This is a genomic window from Paenibacillus soyae, from assembly GCF_024623455.1.
GTDB lineage: Bacteria > Bacillota > Bacilli > Paenibacillales > Paenibacillaceae > Pristimantibacillus > Pristimantibacillus soyae.
Window position 1 is genome coordinate 48,599 of record NZ_JANIPJ010000028.1, and the last position, 15,609, is coordinate 64,207.

9 protein-coding genes are annotated in these 15,609 nt (G+C 55.0%); 2 read left to right on the plus strand and 7 right to left on the minus strand.

Annotated features, from left to right (window positions below; all coding sequences use genetic code 11):
- Window positions 1-32: 32 nt before the first annotated feature.
- Both NQZ67_RS26960 and NQZ67_RS26965 read right to left on the minus strand, forming a co-directional pair.
- Window positions 33-788 (minus strand): arylamine N-acetyltransferase family protein, encoded by a 756-nt coding sequence (locus NQZ67_RS26960; protein ID WP_257452091.1) that lies wholly within the window; start codon window positions 786-788, stop codon window positions 33-35.
- Window positions 789-915: 127 nt separating this feature from the next.
- Window positions 916-3,006: an alpha-L-rhamnosidase-related protein gene (locus NQZ67_RS26965; protein ID WP_257452121.1), complete on the minus strand. Its 2,091-nt coding sequence runs from the start codon at window positions 3,004-3,006 to the stop codon at window positions 916-918.
- Window positions 3,007-3,092: 86 nt separating this feature from the next.
- Between NQZ67_RS26965 and NQZ67_RS26970 the strand changes: the two genes are divergently transcribed.
- Window positions 3,093-4,040: an AraC family transcriptional regulator gene (locus tag NQZ67_RS26970; RefSeq protein WP_257452122.1), complete on the plus strand. Its 948-nt coding sequence runs from the start codon at window positions 3,093-3,095 to the stop codon at window positions 4,038-4,040.
- Between the two features lie 70 nt (window positions 4,041-4,110).
- Here the strand turns inward: NQZ67_RS26970 and NQZ67_RS26975 are convergent, their stop codons facing one another.
- Both NQZ67_RS26975 and NQZ67_RS26980 read right to left on the minus strand, forming a co-directional pair.
- Complete coding sequence (locus tag NQZ67_RS26975) at window positions 4,111-5,205, minus strand: Gfo/Idh/MocA family protein (protein WP_257452093.1); 1,095 nt, start codon at window positions 5,203-5,205, stop codon at window positions 4,111-4,113.
- A 17-nt stretch (window positions 5,206-5,222) separates the two neighbouring features.
- Window positions 5,223-6,380 carry a Gfo/Idh/MocA family protein gene (locus NQZ67_RS26980; protein WP_257452096.1) on the minus strand — a complete coding sequence of 386 codons (1,158 nt, stop codon included), beginning with the start codon at window positions 6,378-6,380 and terminating at the stop codon, window positions 5,223-5,225.
- A 203-nt stretch (window positions 6,381-6,583) separates the two neighbouring features.
- Between NQZ67_RS26980 and NQZ67_RS26985 the strand changes: the two genes are divergently transcribed.
- Window positions 6,584-7,459: an AraC family transcriptional regulator gene (locus NQZ67_RS26985; RefSeq protein ID WP_257452100.1), complete on the plus strand. Its 876-nt coding sequence runs from the start codon at window positions 6,584-6,586 to the stop codon at window positions 7,457-7,459.
- Between the two features lie 31 nt (window positions 7,460-7,490).
- Here NQZ67_RS26985 and NQZ67_RS26990 read toward each other — a convergent pair whose 3' ends face one another.
- From NQZ67_RS26990 to NQZ67_RS27000, 3 genes are all read right to left on the minus strand, one after another.
- The gene (locus tag NQZ67_RS26990; protein ID WP_257452103.1) at window positions 7,491-12,386 is read right to left on the minus strand and encodes an S-layer homology domain-containing protein; all 4,896 of its coding nucleotides are present in this window, start codon (window positions 12,384-12,386) and stop codon (window positions 7,491-7,493) included.
- A 66-nt stretch (window positions 12,387-12,452) separates the two neighbouring features.
- The gene (locus NQZ67_RS26995) at window positions 12,453-13,592 is read right to left on the minus strand and encodes a glycoside hydrolase family 88 protein (RefSeq protein ID WP_257452105.1); all 1,140 of its coding nucleotides are present in this window, start codon (window positions 13,590-13,592) and stop codon (window positions 12,453-12,455) included.
- 29 nt (window positions 13,593-13,621) lie between these two features.
- On the minus strand, window positions 13,622-15,577 hold the full coding sequence (locus NQZ67_RS27000) for an alginate lyase family protein (protein ID WP_257452107.1): 1,956 nt from the start codon (window positions 15,575-15,577) through the stop codon (window positions 13,622-13,624).
- Between the last annotated feature and the right edge of the window lie 32 nt (window positions 15,578-15,609).

The window sequence follows — 15,609 nt, forward strand, 5'->3', positions numbered from 1 at the left end:
CTAGTTGCTGCAGTAAGCTTCTCGCGTTTCCACTATAATACGATGCCGAAATACGTCCGAAGCGCCTCCCGGTCCTCCGCCTCCGATGCCGGCGTAAACGCATGAACGCCGCCCGGCCAGAACAGCCGGAACTCCTCGTTCCATACCGTGTTGCGTCCGTCCTCGGTCATAATCGCGACAATCCGGTTGTTCTTGAATATCGAATCCGGCGCATGCTCGCACCAGAAGGAGGCCATTAGGAAGTCCTTGGGCAGCTGAGGCTCCTCCGTGAACGAAAAAACGGGGAACCAGCCGTCCTTCTTGCTCTCCATCAGCCTCCAGCCGAATTCGGCATCCCGGTCCAGACGGTAGAGCTCGTCGCCCTGCGGCTGCTCTGTACCTTCCTCCAGCATAAGCGGCCTGCGCGGCACGACGCCCCCGACCCCGACGTCGCACAGGAAGACGGAGCCCTCCGCTTCGACCCGAAGGACATGATGCCGGCGCTTCGGAGGCGTGTCCGCTTCGTCCCGCCAGAATCGGGCGAAATAACTCCGCACATCATAGCCGAGCTCGCGGAGAAGCCAGCCGAAGAGCGCGTTCAGCTCGAAGCAATAGCCGCCTCGGCCCCGCCCGACGATTTTGTCATAAATGTCCTCTACCCGCAGCGACAGCGGAACGCCCCGAATAATGTCCAAATTCTCGTAAGGCACGGTCGTTAAATGCAGCTCCTGCAGCCTGCCAAGCGTCTCGACGCTGTTATCCGGACGCCCGGCGAAACCGATTCGATCCAAATATGCTTGCACGTCCATCCCCGGCTCCCCCTTACCAATAATCGATTGGATTATAGCGTTTCACGCCTTGCACCGTCAATCCGTCGCTACACAAAGAAGCCGCGGTCCCCGTGTCCCGGAATCCGCGGTATCGTTGCGCAGCTGGTTAAATGACCGCTTTATAGGAAACGGAGTAGGTCCTCCCGGCTTCAATCGCGATTTCGTAGCGGTTTCCTCCGAGCGGGCGAACTTCGCCTTCTTGGCACTCAGGCATTTCCGCGCTGGTGAACGCAAGCACTCCCGTTCCGTAGGTGCCGTGGATGCGAAGGCTCGTGGCGTCCGCCTCTACGCTTACCAGCCCTTTCCCCGTCGGCACCGTTCCCTTCATCCGTTCGAGACCGCCAAGATTCGGCTGAACGAGGTACGTCTCGTAACCCGGGGAAGACGGCGTGACCCCAAGGAAATATTTGCCGAACAGGTAGACCGGTCCCGCTCCCCAAGCATGGCATAGGCTCTTGCCGAAGGGTACCCCGTACATGCCGTAATGGGCATCGTCCGCCAGCGTCGGATCGTACTCCTCCCAGAACGTCGTCGCTCCGAGCTCGATCATGCCGCCCCAATAGGAGAGAACCTCCTGCCGAACCCGATCATGCTGCCCCGCTTCGCATAGCACCGCCATCTCGTGGAACCGCATATACGGCGTGCGGATTTGCGGCACGTCCGGATGGAGCAAGACGTTCTGCGTGACGCTCTCGCGCTGCTCCGGCGTCAGATAGCCGAAGGTCATCGCGAATAGGCTGGCGTGCTTAGTCATCGTGGGCTGCGTGACGCCGTCGACCCGGTGATGCAGCAGTCCGCCTTTCTCCTCGTCCCAGAACCGTTCGAACGTCTTCGCTTTGATGGCTTCGGCAAGCTCTCCATAAGAATCGGCCGCCGTCTGGTCGCCTTGCAGCCCGGCGAACGCGCTCATCGCCTCCAGGCTGCGCGCGAGCAGCAATTGAATCGTGCTGACCGCTCCCGTATTGTTGAAGTCGGCCCAATCCACGAACACCCAATCCTGCGGCCTGCCCTCGAGGAACCCTTCCCCGCTTCTCTGCTGAAGGCAGAAGTCCATCAGCGTGACGGCACGGTCGTAATATTGCCGGATGAAGGCGAAATCGCCGGTGTAGAGATAATAATCGTACAGCGAAATAAACCAGTACTGGGAGTAATCCAGAATCGTATTCATATGCCGGGCGAGCGGGTCCTTGCCCCGAAGCGCGACAAGCGTTCTGCGCGTCACGTCCAGATCGAAGAAGCTGTAATAGTTCATCAGGAACGATTGATAAGCGTCCCCGGACCAAACCCAGAAGTCGCGCTTAATGCCGTCGAGGAAAAATTCCCGCGTATTGAGATGCAGCGTGTATAGCCCCATTTCGTAAATCTGGTTCAGCTTCGGATCGGAGCATTCGAACGAGCCTTGGTAGGTAAGCGGAACGTACTCGTACAGCATCGACGCATGGTCCCAGCTCACGCCGGGGTCGGCATGAATCCAGACAAAGCGGAACGCCTTGGCGTCGTCCAGCGTGTAAGTCCCGTCTTCCGCGGCCGCGCCGGCCTCCGCCGCGTCGAAGCGGTCAAGACTGTAGCATTCCTCGGGCGACAACACCTCCGCCATCGACTCGCCGTAATAGACGTTCACTGCGCCTTCACCCTTCAGGTTGTGGAAGCGCAAGTAGCCGAACGTCTCCCGCCCGAAGTCGAGCAGCGGACGACCGTCCCGAAGCTCCACCGTCGCCGGCTCCTGCGGCGTAACGGCCAGACGGAAGCGCGACGGGCGATGATCCGGCGTATCGAACGTCCAGCACCCCGCCGGCAGCCAGTCGTTCTGATAGGAGCTCGCCTCCCAGTCTGAGCCTGTCCGTACATGAGCTCCCTCGATCAGCAATGCCGGAGCCTCCACGTCGCTGAATACGCATACCGTGATCTGATGCTTGCCGGCCGGAAGCGTAAACTCCGAATCCTTCGAACGGTAATTGTCCTTGCCGTCCAGGATAAGCGAGAACGTTCCTTCCGACGTGATTTTGATCCTCTCTTCTTGCGGGAGGTCGTACGTATAGCGGAAGATCACGTTCGAATAATGGCGGTCCAGCCTCCAGAACGCCGGATACATGACACCTCTCGACTTGCGCTTAACCGCTATTTTCTCGTGAAGCCGAATTTCGAAATCGCCCGGATACCAGATCCAGAGCGCGGCTGGTTGACTCGATTGCTGCACCAAATTAGGAGTCCCCTTTCGCTTATTATGGGTATGATTGTATACTATTTGTATCCGTTTCAGGGAAGGGGATTCTGCCAAAAGTGATGGGGAATGATGACATTCTTAATAAGAAAATACAGCCTAAGGCGAGGAAGGCGGCTGCCCATCATTCTTCGGCCTCGGAGCACTTCCGCGGCTCCTTCCCGTTGTTCGTGAATCGCTTTCAGGAAGGCTTCGAGCTGCGGCAGCATGACCACGATTTCGTGGAGCTGGTATACGTGATGTCGGGAGAAGGCTATCACTATGTCGGCGATAGCATGGAGAGAACGTTCAAAGGCTGCTTGTACGTATTACCGGTCGGTACCTCCCATATTTTTCGCCCTAGCGGCGCCTCGGGCAAAACGAAGCTCGTCGTCTACAACCTCTGTATCCGTCCAGCGTTTATCGGCGAGTTGAGGAGCTGGTTAGGGGACTATGGAGCCGGGGGCAAGCTCTGGTCGGTTTTCGAAGGCGCGCCGGGCAGTCATATCCGGTTAGTGGATCATTCGATGCGGCTTGGGCGAGTGTTCGAGCAGCTTCACCAAGAGTTCGAGGAGAGAAAGCCAGGGTACGAAGCCAGCATGTTATCCGTTCTGTTGCAGCTGACGGTGCAGATCGCGCGGCAGCTGGAAACGGAGCGGAAGGCCGAAGGCGGAAGTGGTGCGGGGCCGGGCGCCGGACGGAGACGCTCGGAAATGTCCGCGATACTCGGCCATATCGACGAGCATCTGACCGAGCCGTTGACGCTGGAGCGTTTGGCGGAGAAAGCCGGCATGAGTCTCCGGCATTTCATCCGGAAGTTCCGGCAATGGACCGGCATGGGCTTCTCCGATTATCTCCAGCGCAAGCGGATAGATCTGGCCTGCCGGCTTCTTCTGGAGACGGACGACAAGATCGATCACATCGCCAAAAGCACGGGCTATCGCGACCTGGCGCACTTCCGGCAGGTGTTCCGCAAGTGGATGGGCGTGAGCCCGAGCCAGTATCGGAGGGGCGGCGAGCTGCCAAAATGAACAAAACTGGCGCGAATCCGCGCCAGTTTTGTTTTTGCTATCAGATAGAATTTATTTCGCAAACGGCTTCCTACACAATGCCCGAAAGCTGAGGCGTAATGCGAATTGCCTGCGCTTGAGCCTTCAAACACAGCTCGGCCGCCATGAAGGCATGCTCCTGCGTCATCGCGTTTTCGGTCCGGTTCAGGCAGTCCAGAATCAATTCCCCGAAGAACGGGTAGCCGACCTGACCGCTCACATTGAAGTAGAATTCGCCTTCCTTATTGGCCAAGAAAACATGATTGCTGGATGGCTCGCGGGCGATATCGATATATTTCCGGACCTCGATGTACCCTTCCGTCCCCAAGATAAGGGTACGGCCGTCTCCCCACGTTCTGAGCCCATCGGGCGTGAACCAATCGACGCGGAAATATTGCGTGGCGCCATTGTCGCCAAGAAGAGTCGCATCCCCGAAATCTTCAAGCTCCGGATAGTCCGGATTGTCGTAGTTGCCGATTTTGCTGTGCAGCACCTCCGCCTTCTTGCAGCCGGCGTAGAACAGGAACTGTTCGACCTGGTGGCTGCCGATGTCGCAGAGGATGCCGCCGTATTTCTCCTTCTCGAAGAACCATTGCGGCCGGGATGGCGCGTTCAGGCGGTGCGGACCGAAGCCCGTCACTTGGATGACCTTGCCGATCGCGCCTTGTTCGATGAGCTGACCGGCATAGACGGCGCTTTCGACATGGAGTCGTTCGCTGTAATAGACCGCGTACTTCCGACCCGTCTCGCGCACCTTCGCGCGGGCAGACTCCAGTTGCTCGAGCGTCGTGAACGGAGCTTTATCCGTAAAATAATCTTTGCCCGCGTCCATCACCCGAAGGCCAAGCGCGCAGCGCTCCGACGTAACGGCGGCGCCCGCCACGAGGGAAACCTCCGGATCCGCCAAAATTTCCTCTTCCGACGACGCAATCTTCACCCCAGGATAGATGCTCGCGAATTTCTCGGCCTTCGCAAGATCGGGGTCATACACCGACTTCAGCGTGGCCCCCGCTTCCATCAAACCGTTGACCATGCCGTAGATATGGCCGTGGTCCAGTCCAATAGCGGCGATGATGAATTGTCCCGGCCCCACGACCGGATTCGGTTTACCTTTCGGCGCGTAATTCATGCCGTCGTGCTTCTGCATCTTCCCATACCCCCGTTTTATTTTTTTGCGGCAAAGCTGCCCGTCGTAATGTTCTGATTCGAGAAGTTCTCGACGCTGGCGCTCTTCTGATAGAAGTAAGGCACGTTCTGCTTGACGCCTTCCTGCGTATAGAACGGATCGTCCGGCTGCAAGGGGAGCTGAACGCTCTTGCCCGTGCTTGCGGATTTATAGACGCTCATGATCAGCTCGAGCGTGCATCGTCCGCTTACTCCGTCGATCAGCACCGGCGTTCCGGTCTCGATCGCGCCGAGCACGTTGTCGATCTGCGCGGTATGGCCCTCGTAAGGCAAATCCGGCAGGCTATTATATAAATCTTGTATCTGCTGCTCCAGCTCCTCGTTCCGTTCGGGGAAGCCGTTCGACTTCGATACCGAAGCCCTCACCTTCCAAGGCGCCGAGACCCGCGCGTTCTGTCCTTGGAAAATAAGCTGCTGTTCCTCGCCGTGATGCACGACGGAGCTCGTAATCTGTCCGAGCGATCCGTTCGGGTATCGGAGCATCGCGATGGAGAGATCCTCCACCTCCGCGTTATCGTGGGCGACATTGCTCATGTACGCTTGAATCTCGCTTGGCGTGCCGAGCATCCACAGCAACGCGTCCATATGATGCACCGCGTGGTTCAGCGTAGGACCGCCCCCCTCCTTCTCCCAAGTGCCGCGCCACCATAAGTCGTAATAGCAGTGGCCCCGCCACCAGAAGGAGTCGACCTGGGCATGAAGAATGTTTCCGGCCAAACCGCTGTCCAGCACGCTCTTCAGCTTCATGATCGGATTTCGGAACCGGTTCTGGGCGATGACGGATAATATCTTCCCGTTCCTGTCCGCCGCATCGATCATCGCGTCGCATTCCTCCAGGGAAGCGGCCATCGGCTTCTCGACGATGACATGGCTGCCGGCGTTCAGGAAATCGATCGTGACGGGCGCGTGCACGAACGGAGGCATGCACACGGACACGAGGTCGATTCCGTCTTCGAGCAGTTCTTTGTAGTCTTTCACGACTATCGCGTCTAATCCGAATTGCTCCCGCTTCGCTTCCGCTTTCTCGGGATACAGGTCGCACAAGGCGACGATTTGGCAACGTTCCCGGAACTGCAAATACCCTTCGATATGCGCGGACGATATCGCTCCGGCACCGATAATAGCTACTTTGATCACGGCTCTATCCTCCTCTTGAATTGGTGCCTATACAAGTATCTTAACCGAGGCGGCTGACCGATTGTGACGCAACGCGGAGGGAAAAATAACGCTAGATTGCGCTTTTTATCGGGCTGTTGCCTTGAATCGCCATGATCGCCTTGCTATATTGAGTATAGAGTTGGAATCGCATACATTTCTTGAGCCATGGGAAGGTGAAGCTCTTGCCGATATCGACGAGCCATTTCAACGAGACGCCCTTGTATTTCGCCTACAAACGCTTAAGCGTAAATAACGAGCACAGAGAGACGTTCCATTCCCATCTGGGTGTTGAGATTCTATACATTCACCAGGGAAGAGGAACGCTGATCGTCAATAACACCAGCTACGAGATCAAGCCGGGGATGCTCTGCATGTTCCAGCCGAATCAGCTCCATCATTTGACGCTCGATTATTCGGACGGTCAAAGCTTCGAGCGCTCCATGGCCATTTTCGAACCGACCATGTTCGAGACCTACTTTGAGAAGTGGCCGGCCCTGCACTCCTTTTACCAATTTATTTATCTGGGACAGCTGCCTTCCCCATGCTTATACGAGCTCCAAGACGCCGAGCTGCTGGACGGTTTATTCAAAAACATGAGCAATCGGCTAAGCTCGCTGAGAGAGACGGACAAGCATGAGGAAATATCGCTGTTCCTGCTTCCCCTCTACCGTTCGCTGAAGCAGGAGTGGGACCGCTTGAACGAGCATGCCGCCGCCTATCGTCCCCGCCGCAAAAATCACCAAGTGGAGAATATTCTGAATTGGATCGAGGCCCGTTATTCGGAGCCGTATTCCTTGGACGAGATGGCGCGCTCGCTGCATCTGTCTCCCTTCTATTTGACCCATTTGTTCAAAGAGGCGACGGGACTCAGCATCTCCGAATACATGGCCACGCGCAGAGTCCATCAATCCGTGCTGCTGCTGACCACGACGAATAAGCCCGTCTCTCTCATCGCCGAGGAGATCGGGCTTACGAACAGCTCTTATTTCTGCAAACTGTTTAAGTCGCATATGGGCATCACGCCGCATCAATACCGGAAGCGGTGGACCCGGCATTGACCGTGGGTTCGCACATACGGTCGTCTATGGATTATTTATTCATGGCTCTCAAAAGAATCGTTACGGCTTCAGCCCGAGAAGCATGCGCTTGCGGCTTGAAGCTGCCGTTCTCATAGCCGGCGATGAGTCCGCCCGCCGCCGCAGTCGCAACCGCCGCTTCAGCCCAGCCGGAAATGTCCGCCTGATCTGTAAAGGACGCTTCTCCGGAGGACGACGGCAGGCTGGCTGCCCTTACGATCATGACCGCCATTTGCTCGCGGGTGATAAGGTCGTCAGGTCCGAAGGAATGGGCGCTATATCCCGTAATAAGGCCATTGCCCGCCGCCGTATCAATGAAAGCCTTCGCCCAATGGTTCTCGATATCCGCGAAGCCCGTTCCGCTCTTCTCTTGTAGCTTGAACGCCTTGACCAGAATCGCCGCGAATTCGGCGCGGGTCATCTTCTTCTCCGGAGCGAACGTGCCATCCGGATAGCCGTTCATAACCCCGGATTTCACAAACTCCCGAATGTCTTCTTCCGCCCAATGCCCCTGTATGTCCGGGAAATCGGCTGAGGGCTCGGAAGGCTTCTGCTCGTTAGTCGCCAGAACAGCAAACTTCGTGAAATGGTTGATGGTGCCGGTGACAACTCCTTGCTCCATATCCACCTCAGGCCGATCCAGCTCGACCCACTTTTTGGACTCTTCATCATACCAGTAAATCGATATGTTCGACTTCGCAGCGTCCCATTTCGATTTGTCGAAAGGCAGCGTAATGGTGATTGCTTTAAGGAAATCGCCTTCCTTATCCTTCTTGATCTCAAATACTTGGCTAAGAAGCTGGACGTCGTCCGTCAGTAAGGCGGCCGTATTGGACACTTGGTTAATTCGAATCGCAATATCCGATGACGCCGCTCCGGCCGGAACAACAATTTTCACGCCGCTGTCGTTAACGGTGCCTCCGGCAGCGGCCTTAATGACATGCTTCCCTTCGACCGAAGCGCTAGAGGCGCCGCCATCCGTACCGCCTCCGTTCGATGGCGGGCCAGACTCATCCGGCTCAAGCCGGTAGACATAAAGCTCAGTGTAAGAGTTCCACTGACTCACGCTGTTGCCGTGGCCGGTAATCCGGACATACCGCGCGTCGTGCTGTCTTAGATATGTTTTTTCGGACTCCAAGCTTTCTCCGCTGCTTTGGCCGGCGAATGCTTTATACCAAGTGAGGCCGTCCTTTGACGTTTCGATCTCGAATTTAAAGCTGCGCTCATTGCCGCGCAAAAACGCGATTCCCACGCTGTTGATCTGCTTCATTTCACCCAAATCGAGCATAATCCACTGGTCGCCTTCTGCACCCCAGTAAGTATTATAATTCCCATCAATCGCCTTATCCTCCGTGTTGCCAAGCTCCTCTTGAGAGTCGCTCGCCGAAACCGCTTGAATAGGCAATTCGATTAACCGTTCCTCATCCCCGCTTGCCGGCATCAGTTTGTAGTTAAACTGATACAAGCTTTTGATTTCCGGACTTTGCTTGGAGCTTACGATCAGCTTCGTAATGCCGGGGACCTCTTCCGCGACGGTCGCTCTCACATCATAGAGGGAGGCGTCGACGCCATAGTCAAGAACAGGAACTTCCGTACGGTCGAGCGGCAGATGAATATTATAGCTGAACTGCTGTCCGTCGAATTCCGCCAATGGCTTACCGTCGATTTTGACGCTTTGCAGCACTGGAACCGTCAGCTCGCCGTCCGGAATGCTCCACTGAGAGAGAGGCGAAACCTTTACTGACGTATCCGCTTCCTCCACGGCTCCGAGGATTGGAATCAGGGTGACCGTCAAAGTCATATTTTTAACCTGATCCATCTTGACGAACAGCTTGCGGATGCCTTCATTCTGATGCTGATTGGCAGGATTAGGCGATACCGGAAGCGGCTTGGCCTCCATGACGTCCAGCTTCGCCGCCACCGGATTGTTCTCCGCATCGCGGGCATCGGCGTTTAATCCCACCCACAGCTTCTCGCCGCCTTTGGTAAGAATCGCCGATTGGCCGTCCGCGCTGACCTCGATATCCGCTTCCGAATGCATGAACCAATAAGCCGTCGAAGGCTCTAGGAACGACACCTCGTCCTGAATCGTCGCCCGCATCCGGTTGGAAGACAACATTACGCCGCGCTTGGCCGCGGATACCTCCGTGTTATAAGCTTCCGTCAAATCCGCGATGGCATATCCGCCGCGCGGCTTGCTCTCCACCTTCTCGATCTTGGAGAAGGCCTTAATATTTTGCTGCGCGCCGCCGTCCGGATTGATGACCAGCGTATTATGCCCCTCGGGATTCAACCGGTAGTAGGTCAGCCGCTCTTTGGCATAATTCGAATAACCCGGAAGATTGTAGTCATCCTTCCCGAGATCGATGGCCCACTGCTGCCCTAGCGCTTCGAATACGAAGCTGCCCAGATCGTAGTGGCCGTGGCTGACAACGTTATTGCCCGCCTTTAATCCAAGGAAGCCGGTATTGGGATCCTCCCAACTGCCTCTGAACGTCGCCACTTCCGTCCCGCTGAAATATTGATCCAGCTCGAGCTTTAGTCCGGGCTTGTAGAGCTCAGGCACATACCAGAGCATCTCGAGCACGGAGCCGGCATTTTTATACGCAAGCTTTTTATCCAAATGCACGGAAGCAAGCAATTCATCGTTGTACTTCTTAGCAATCCATAATTCCTCCGGCGATATGATTTTGCCGCTGGAAGCGTCCCCATAGTTTAGGGAGCCCACAGGACCGGTCAGGAAGCCTGGGAAATATCCCGTTTTACTTAAACCCGGCGTTTGGTCGTAGCCGTAGCTTGTACCCAGCGCGGATTCCATGGCGGCAATATACTTGATGATGTATTCTAATGTGTAACCCCAGTAACTTGGACCTTCGGCCCACGCTCCGTCGGGAACGAATTCCAGCAAAATATAATCTTCCAGGGCGTTAAACGCGGTATCCAGCACTTCGCCGCCAAATTGCTGCATCGTTACGTTCTCGCCCGACGGCAGCTCGAATGATTGATCCACATCCCCGATCGCCATCAAAGCGAGAATGGCGGCGCCGTTGCATACCGCATTCCAGTTGTTCGTCCGCGGGTACGTATGAATCCACCAAACATTGTTATTGTAGGCCTCCAGCGTTTTGATAAGCCCTTTCTGCACCATGGCGTCGACTAGAATCCTTTTCTCCTCCGCCGTCCATGCGTCATACAGCCAATCGTAGGCGATCGCAACACCCTCCATAAATTCGGCCGTATTTAAAAATTCATTCTGTTCATTCCAGTCGGGAAACTGCGATACGGTATACACTTCGTCCCAAATCCGCTGCTTATATTGTCCCTTCTTCACAGGGTCATCGCTCAGATGATAGAGCATGCCCAAGTTCAGGACGAGCGGGCCGACCTGTCTGGAACTAACCATTCTTCTGCCGTCCGGAATCTCGTATTTGGGAAGCGCCAATTGCAAATCTTTTTCGCCTTGCTTCAGGAGATCCTGATACCATCTGCCAATGGTCGGTTCTCCGCTTGCCAGCATCGACTTGATGCGTTCGAAGTCGGACTCGGTCGCGATAATTCTAGGATGCTGCGCATGACTATCAAGCAGCTTCGCGATGGCCTCCGGCCCGGTCGGCCTTTCGTAAACAATTGACTTAATCGCCTCTTCGATAAAAAACTTTTCGTTCTCCTGCGGCTTCAGGCTTTCGTCCAGCCGGTCAAGCGCATCGTCGAAGGGCTTCGCCTGACTGCCAATGACGATGAGCCCCCTGCCCTTTCCATCGGTGTACGTCTGTTTCTTCAGGATCGCTCCGGCGATATCAAGCGGCACCATCACGTCATCCGCCGTAAACTGGATTTGGGGAGAAGAATGCTCCTGTCCGGCAACGACAACCTTCCCTGTCGTCACTACGCTTTCCTGACCATCGACAGTCGCGCTGGCGCTTTGCCCGTCGATTTGTACGGCAACCCCGAAATATTGACCGACCGTACGGAGTGGAACGAGAATAACTCCCCCTTCTTTTTTCGGCTTATTCCACTCCTCGATTGCCTTGGTCGTTTTCACATTATCCATCCGTACATTCGTACTGTTCGCCACCATGGTCAAAGCGCCGGCAAGACGGCTGTCTACCGAGATGCCAAGGTCGTTGTCGAAGTCCATGAGCGAATCGGGTATGGTTGCCGTCTGCAATTGTTCCATCGTCTTTAGTTCGGTTCCGGTATACACCCTCACATTATCGATCAGCGTCGTGAATTCCTTGACGCCGTTCGCATCGGCGGTCAGCGTCTCCGGCAGGTTGCGTTTGGCACGTACCCGCAAGTAATTGATGCCTCTCGCCTGCTGGGCATTGTTCAATTTGACCGAATCGATTTTCTTCACGCTATTGACGTACACCGTTGTCGTTACGGTCGGTTCGCCCGGTTGAAAATCGAACAGAAAGGAAAGCCGATTCCACTCGGCAGGGTTCAGATCCGTCCTAACGCCTCCGACTCTCAAGGCGCCATCCGCCCCTAAGGAGCCTATCGTCATGCCCATATTGCTGCTGTCTTTCATTTCGATGAATTTGATGCCGTTGGCATCCAGCGATTTGATATCGAAATCGAAGATAAGGCTCCCTATCAAGTCCTCGCTCCCGAATCGTTTGGCCACCCCTGCATCTGGCGTCCCCGCAAGCGCTTCGCCGATCCGAAGAGCGACGCTTGTGCCGTTCGGCGCCGTATGGGCATTATTCATGGCGCCGGTCGTTTTCATCGTATCCGCCGTGCCTGTCAGCTCGAACCCGCTTGGCGGCGCGCCGACCTGCGCGTAGCGCTCGAAATCCTGCGCCACGTGGACCGTGATGTCGGATGCCTCCGCACGCACCCCGGAACCGCCCGTGAATCCGCTGAAACCAATCGCGAAGCACAATAATACGCTAAACCATTGATACAATTTTCCCCTCTTCCGCATACCGATTGCTCCTCTCAATCTGGTTTACGTATCCGATGAATCGTTTGACTACCACAGGAACAAGTCGTTCCCTTTCAGCTTGAAGATCGCTTCCATGAAATAATAGTCGCCATAGATGATGGAAATATGAATGTCTTGATGATGATACGCGGCTGAACCGTTTATCAATAGGTGATCGGCTTCCGTCGACCAGTCGCAGCGTAACGTATCTATCGTTTTCAGCAGCTTCAACGCAGTGTTCAGATATACGTCCTTTTCGTATTCGCCGACAGCTTTGGAGATTTCGATCAATCCGCAAGCCGCGATCGCCGCGGCTGTGGTATCCTCGTAGCAAGGCTCCTTCGGCTGGCGGAAATCGATCGGAATGACGCCATTGTCCGGAATATTGGCCATGAAATAATGCGCAACCCGTTTGGCTGCCTGTAAGTATTCCGGCTTCCCCGTATGCATATAGCTCATCATAAAGCCATATAAAGCCCAAGTTTGCCCGCGCGTCCAGGACGAACCTTCCTCGTAGCCTTGGCCGCCGTACGTTCGAACCACGCCGCCATGGAACGGATCGAACTCCACGATATGATTGACGGAGCCGTCCGGTCTAATGAAAGCTTCAAGCGCGGTGTCCACATGCTTCATGGCGATTTGAGCAAATCGCGGATCTTTTGTTTCTTTACTGGCCCAATACAGGAGCGGCAGGTTCATCATGCAATCCACGATCGCCCACCCTCTCGTATCTTCGTTGGCCGTGTCATCGTTCCATGCGCGGATAAATCCGCCCGCCAGGTTGAATCGTCCGGCAAGCAGGTTGGCGGCATGCATCGCCCTCTTGCGGGATTCGGAATTGCCGGTTACCTTATAATTGGCCACGCTGGTAGGCAGCCACATGAATCCCACATCGTGATGCAGACCGTAGAACTGATGAAAGCATAAGTCCAAAGCATCTTCCGTGAAAGTGGCGATTTCCTTGTATTTCGGAACACCGGTTTCATGATACATAAGCCACATCATGCCGCCCCAAAAGCCGTTCGTCCACCAGTTGATATCCGTTTCGATCTGATTGTCGTGATAGCCGTTCTTCGTTGTATACGGAATTTTTGTGCTGGAACGTTCGCTTACGGCATCCATCTTGGCCGTTAGCTTGGCAATGACATGTTCTACCCAATCTTGATCGTCTCTCAGCAGGTTCAGCATATCCTCACTCCTATGTTTCTTTCTATAGTTCAAGCCTGTTTGCTAATGCGCATATCTTTGTCGTCAACCTCAACCCGGTAACGCTCACCTAGCTCGAAGAGAAACACGCCTTCCTCCGATTCCATAATTTGAACGGCAGGTGGCTGCGCCCCTTGGAAAGGAATAAGAACCGTCAAGAAATGAACGCGGCCGCTATGCGAATCCTGAAAACGCACCCTTGTCGAATGCCTTGCCACATCATTCGAATCGGACAGCCTCCCCGGCAGAAGATCCAATTTGCCCATATGGCTTGTCGCAATGGCCAGATTCGCGATATCGCTTGTCGCGGTGACGCCGTCATGGCTCTCCTTCACCTCGACAAAATCCAAATGGAAATAACGCTGGACGCTATGGCCCTCCAGCCCCTCTACCCGATCGGCAATGAGCACGAAACGATGATCCACTAATGAAATATGGCGGTGATGGACAATCGGCTCGTAGTTCGTATGGCAGGCGCTGGCGATTCGGTAGAAGCCTCTGTCCTCCACATTGTAGATTCCGCCGGGCTTTTGCGGCCCGAACGTAAAGGAGTTGATATATTCGAAATGGTCCCGCTCATCGATCAGCAGCGTCGAATGATAATTCGAGCTCTTAAACTGCCTGCGGTCCTCGTCGTCCCGATAACAAAAAAATCCGGGATCGCATATCATGTCTTTTCCAAGCGCCGTAAAATCAAAGCTCATCAAATCGATGTGGGCATGGGCATTCTGAATCGGGCTTTTGCATGTAAACAAGAAACTGAGCGCTCTCATATCCCATCCGCTGCGGATAATCGCCTGATCCAGCGTACGATTCCAAAACGTCGTCGGCTTATCCAATTCGAACTGCCTGCCCCGCAGGGAATGCAGCTCTTCCGCGAATTTGCGCACATCGAGCGCCCGCCACGCATGCCTGCTTGCCTCACGCACGACCTCGGTCACATCGATCAAATTCGTCGCAAGCCCCAGCCAGGAGATATCGTTTAAGGCAAAATATCCGTAGACGCCGGCCATTACGGCAAGCGGATTCGCACTGGAATCGCCGACAGGCACGCATTTTCCGGTTGGCCTTAACGAGTAAAGCGAATAATCCAAATTTCTTCTGAGCCGTTCCATGTATGGCGGGGAGAATTGGAACTGGAACCGATTAGCCAGAACGACCGCCAGCCCGAACCAGAACATGCAGCCATTGTGATACGAAGGACAACCCTCGATTTGGCCGCCGTCTTCCGTCAGCTGCGCCAAACTGCACTTCTCGATGCCATCGATCGCAAATGTCTTCCATTCCTCCGCTTCCTTGAGCTCGGGAAAATAAAGGGCCGTCGTCAAAATGCCCAAACATTCCATTAAATAATGGTTATGATCCGCTTTGGGCCACAGCTGAGGCGACACTTTGCGCAAAGCTTTCATCTGCTTGTAGACGGCCGTTAGATATCGCTCTAATACTTCCTCCGTAAATAGCTCCGAATGGCCCAAATGCTCCAACACAAGCGGCCAAATTTTGTAGGCCCGGATACCGAGCTCGAGCGCCCTCAGCGGATGGCATTCCGTAAAATAGCCAAGCGGCTTATCCATCAAATCGTCGGGAATGGGGACCGTCTCGGTCCAGTTCAGCAGCTCGTCGATGACCTTGCGTCCATACTTCTCGTCCTTGGTGAGCGAATAAGCCTCAAGCAAATCCTGCCAATGATTCATGCGATTCAGCTGCCACAAATATTCATTGTCGTTATGCCTGCGCGTAAGCCAGCCCGGTGGATTGCCGACAAACTCCCTGGCTCCACCCGTGCCGGGAAGCATGATCATTCCTTGATAAGCGAGTTCGGCATTCGCGATCGTCTCTCGAACATGATCAGGCATATAAGCTGCGATATAGGCGGCCTTTTCGTGCATCGGCTCAAGCCGCGAACGCAAGTTAGCGAGCAGCTCCGTCGTACTCATCGGCTCTTTCAGCCATGATTGCAAATTCATTTGTCCATCTCCGTCATTTTGTTTTGGTAACG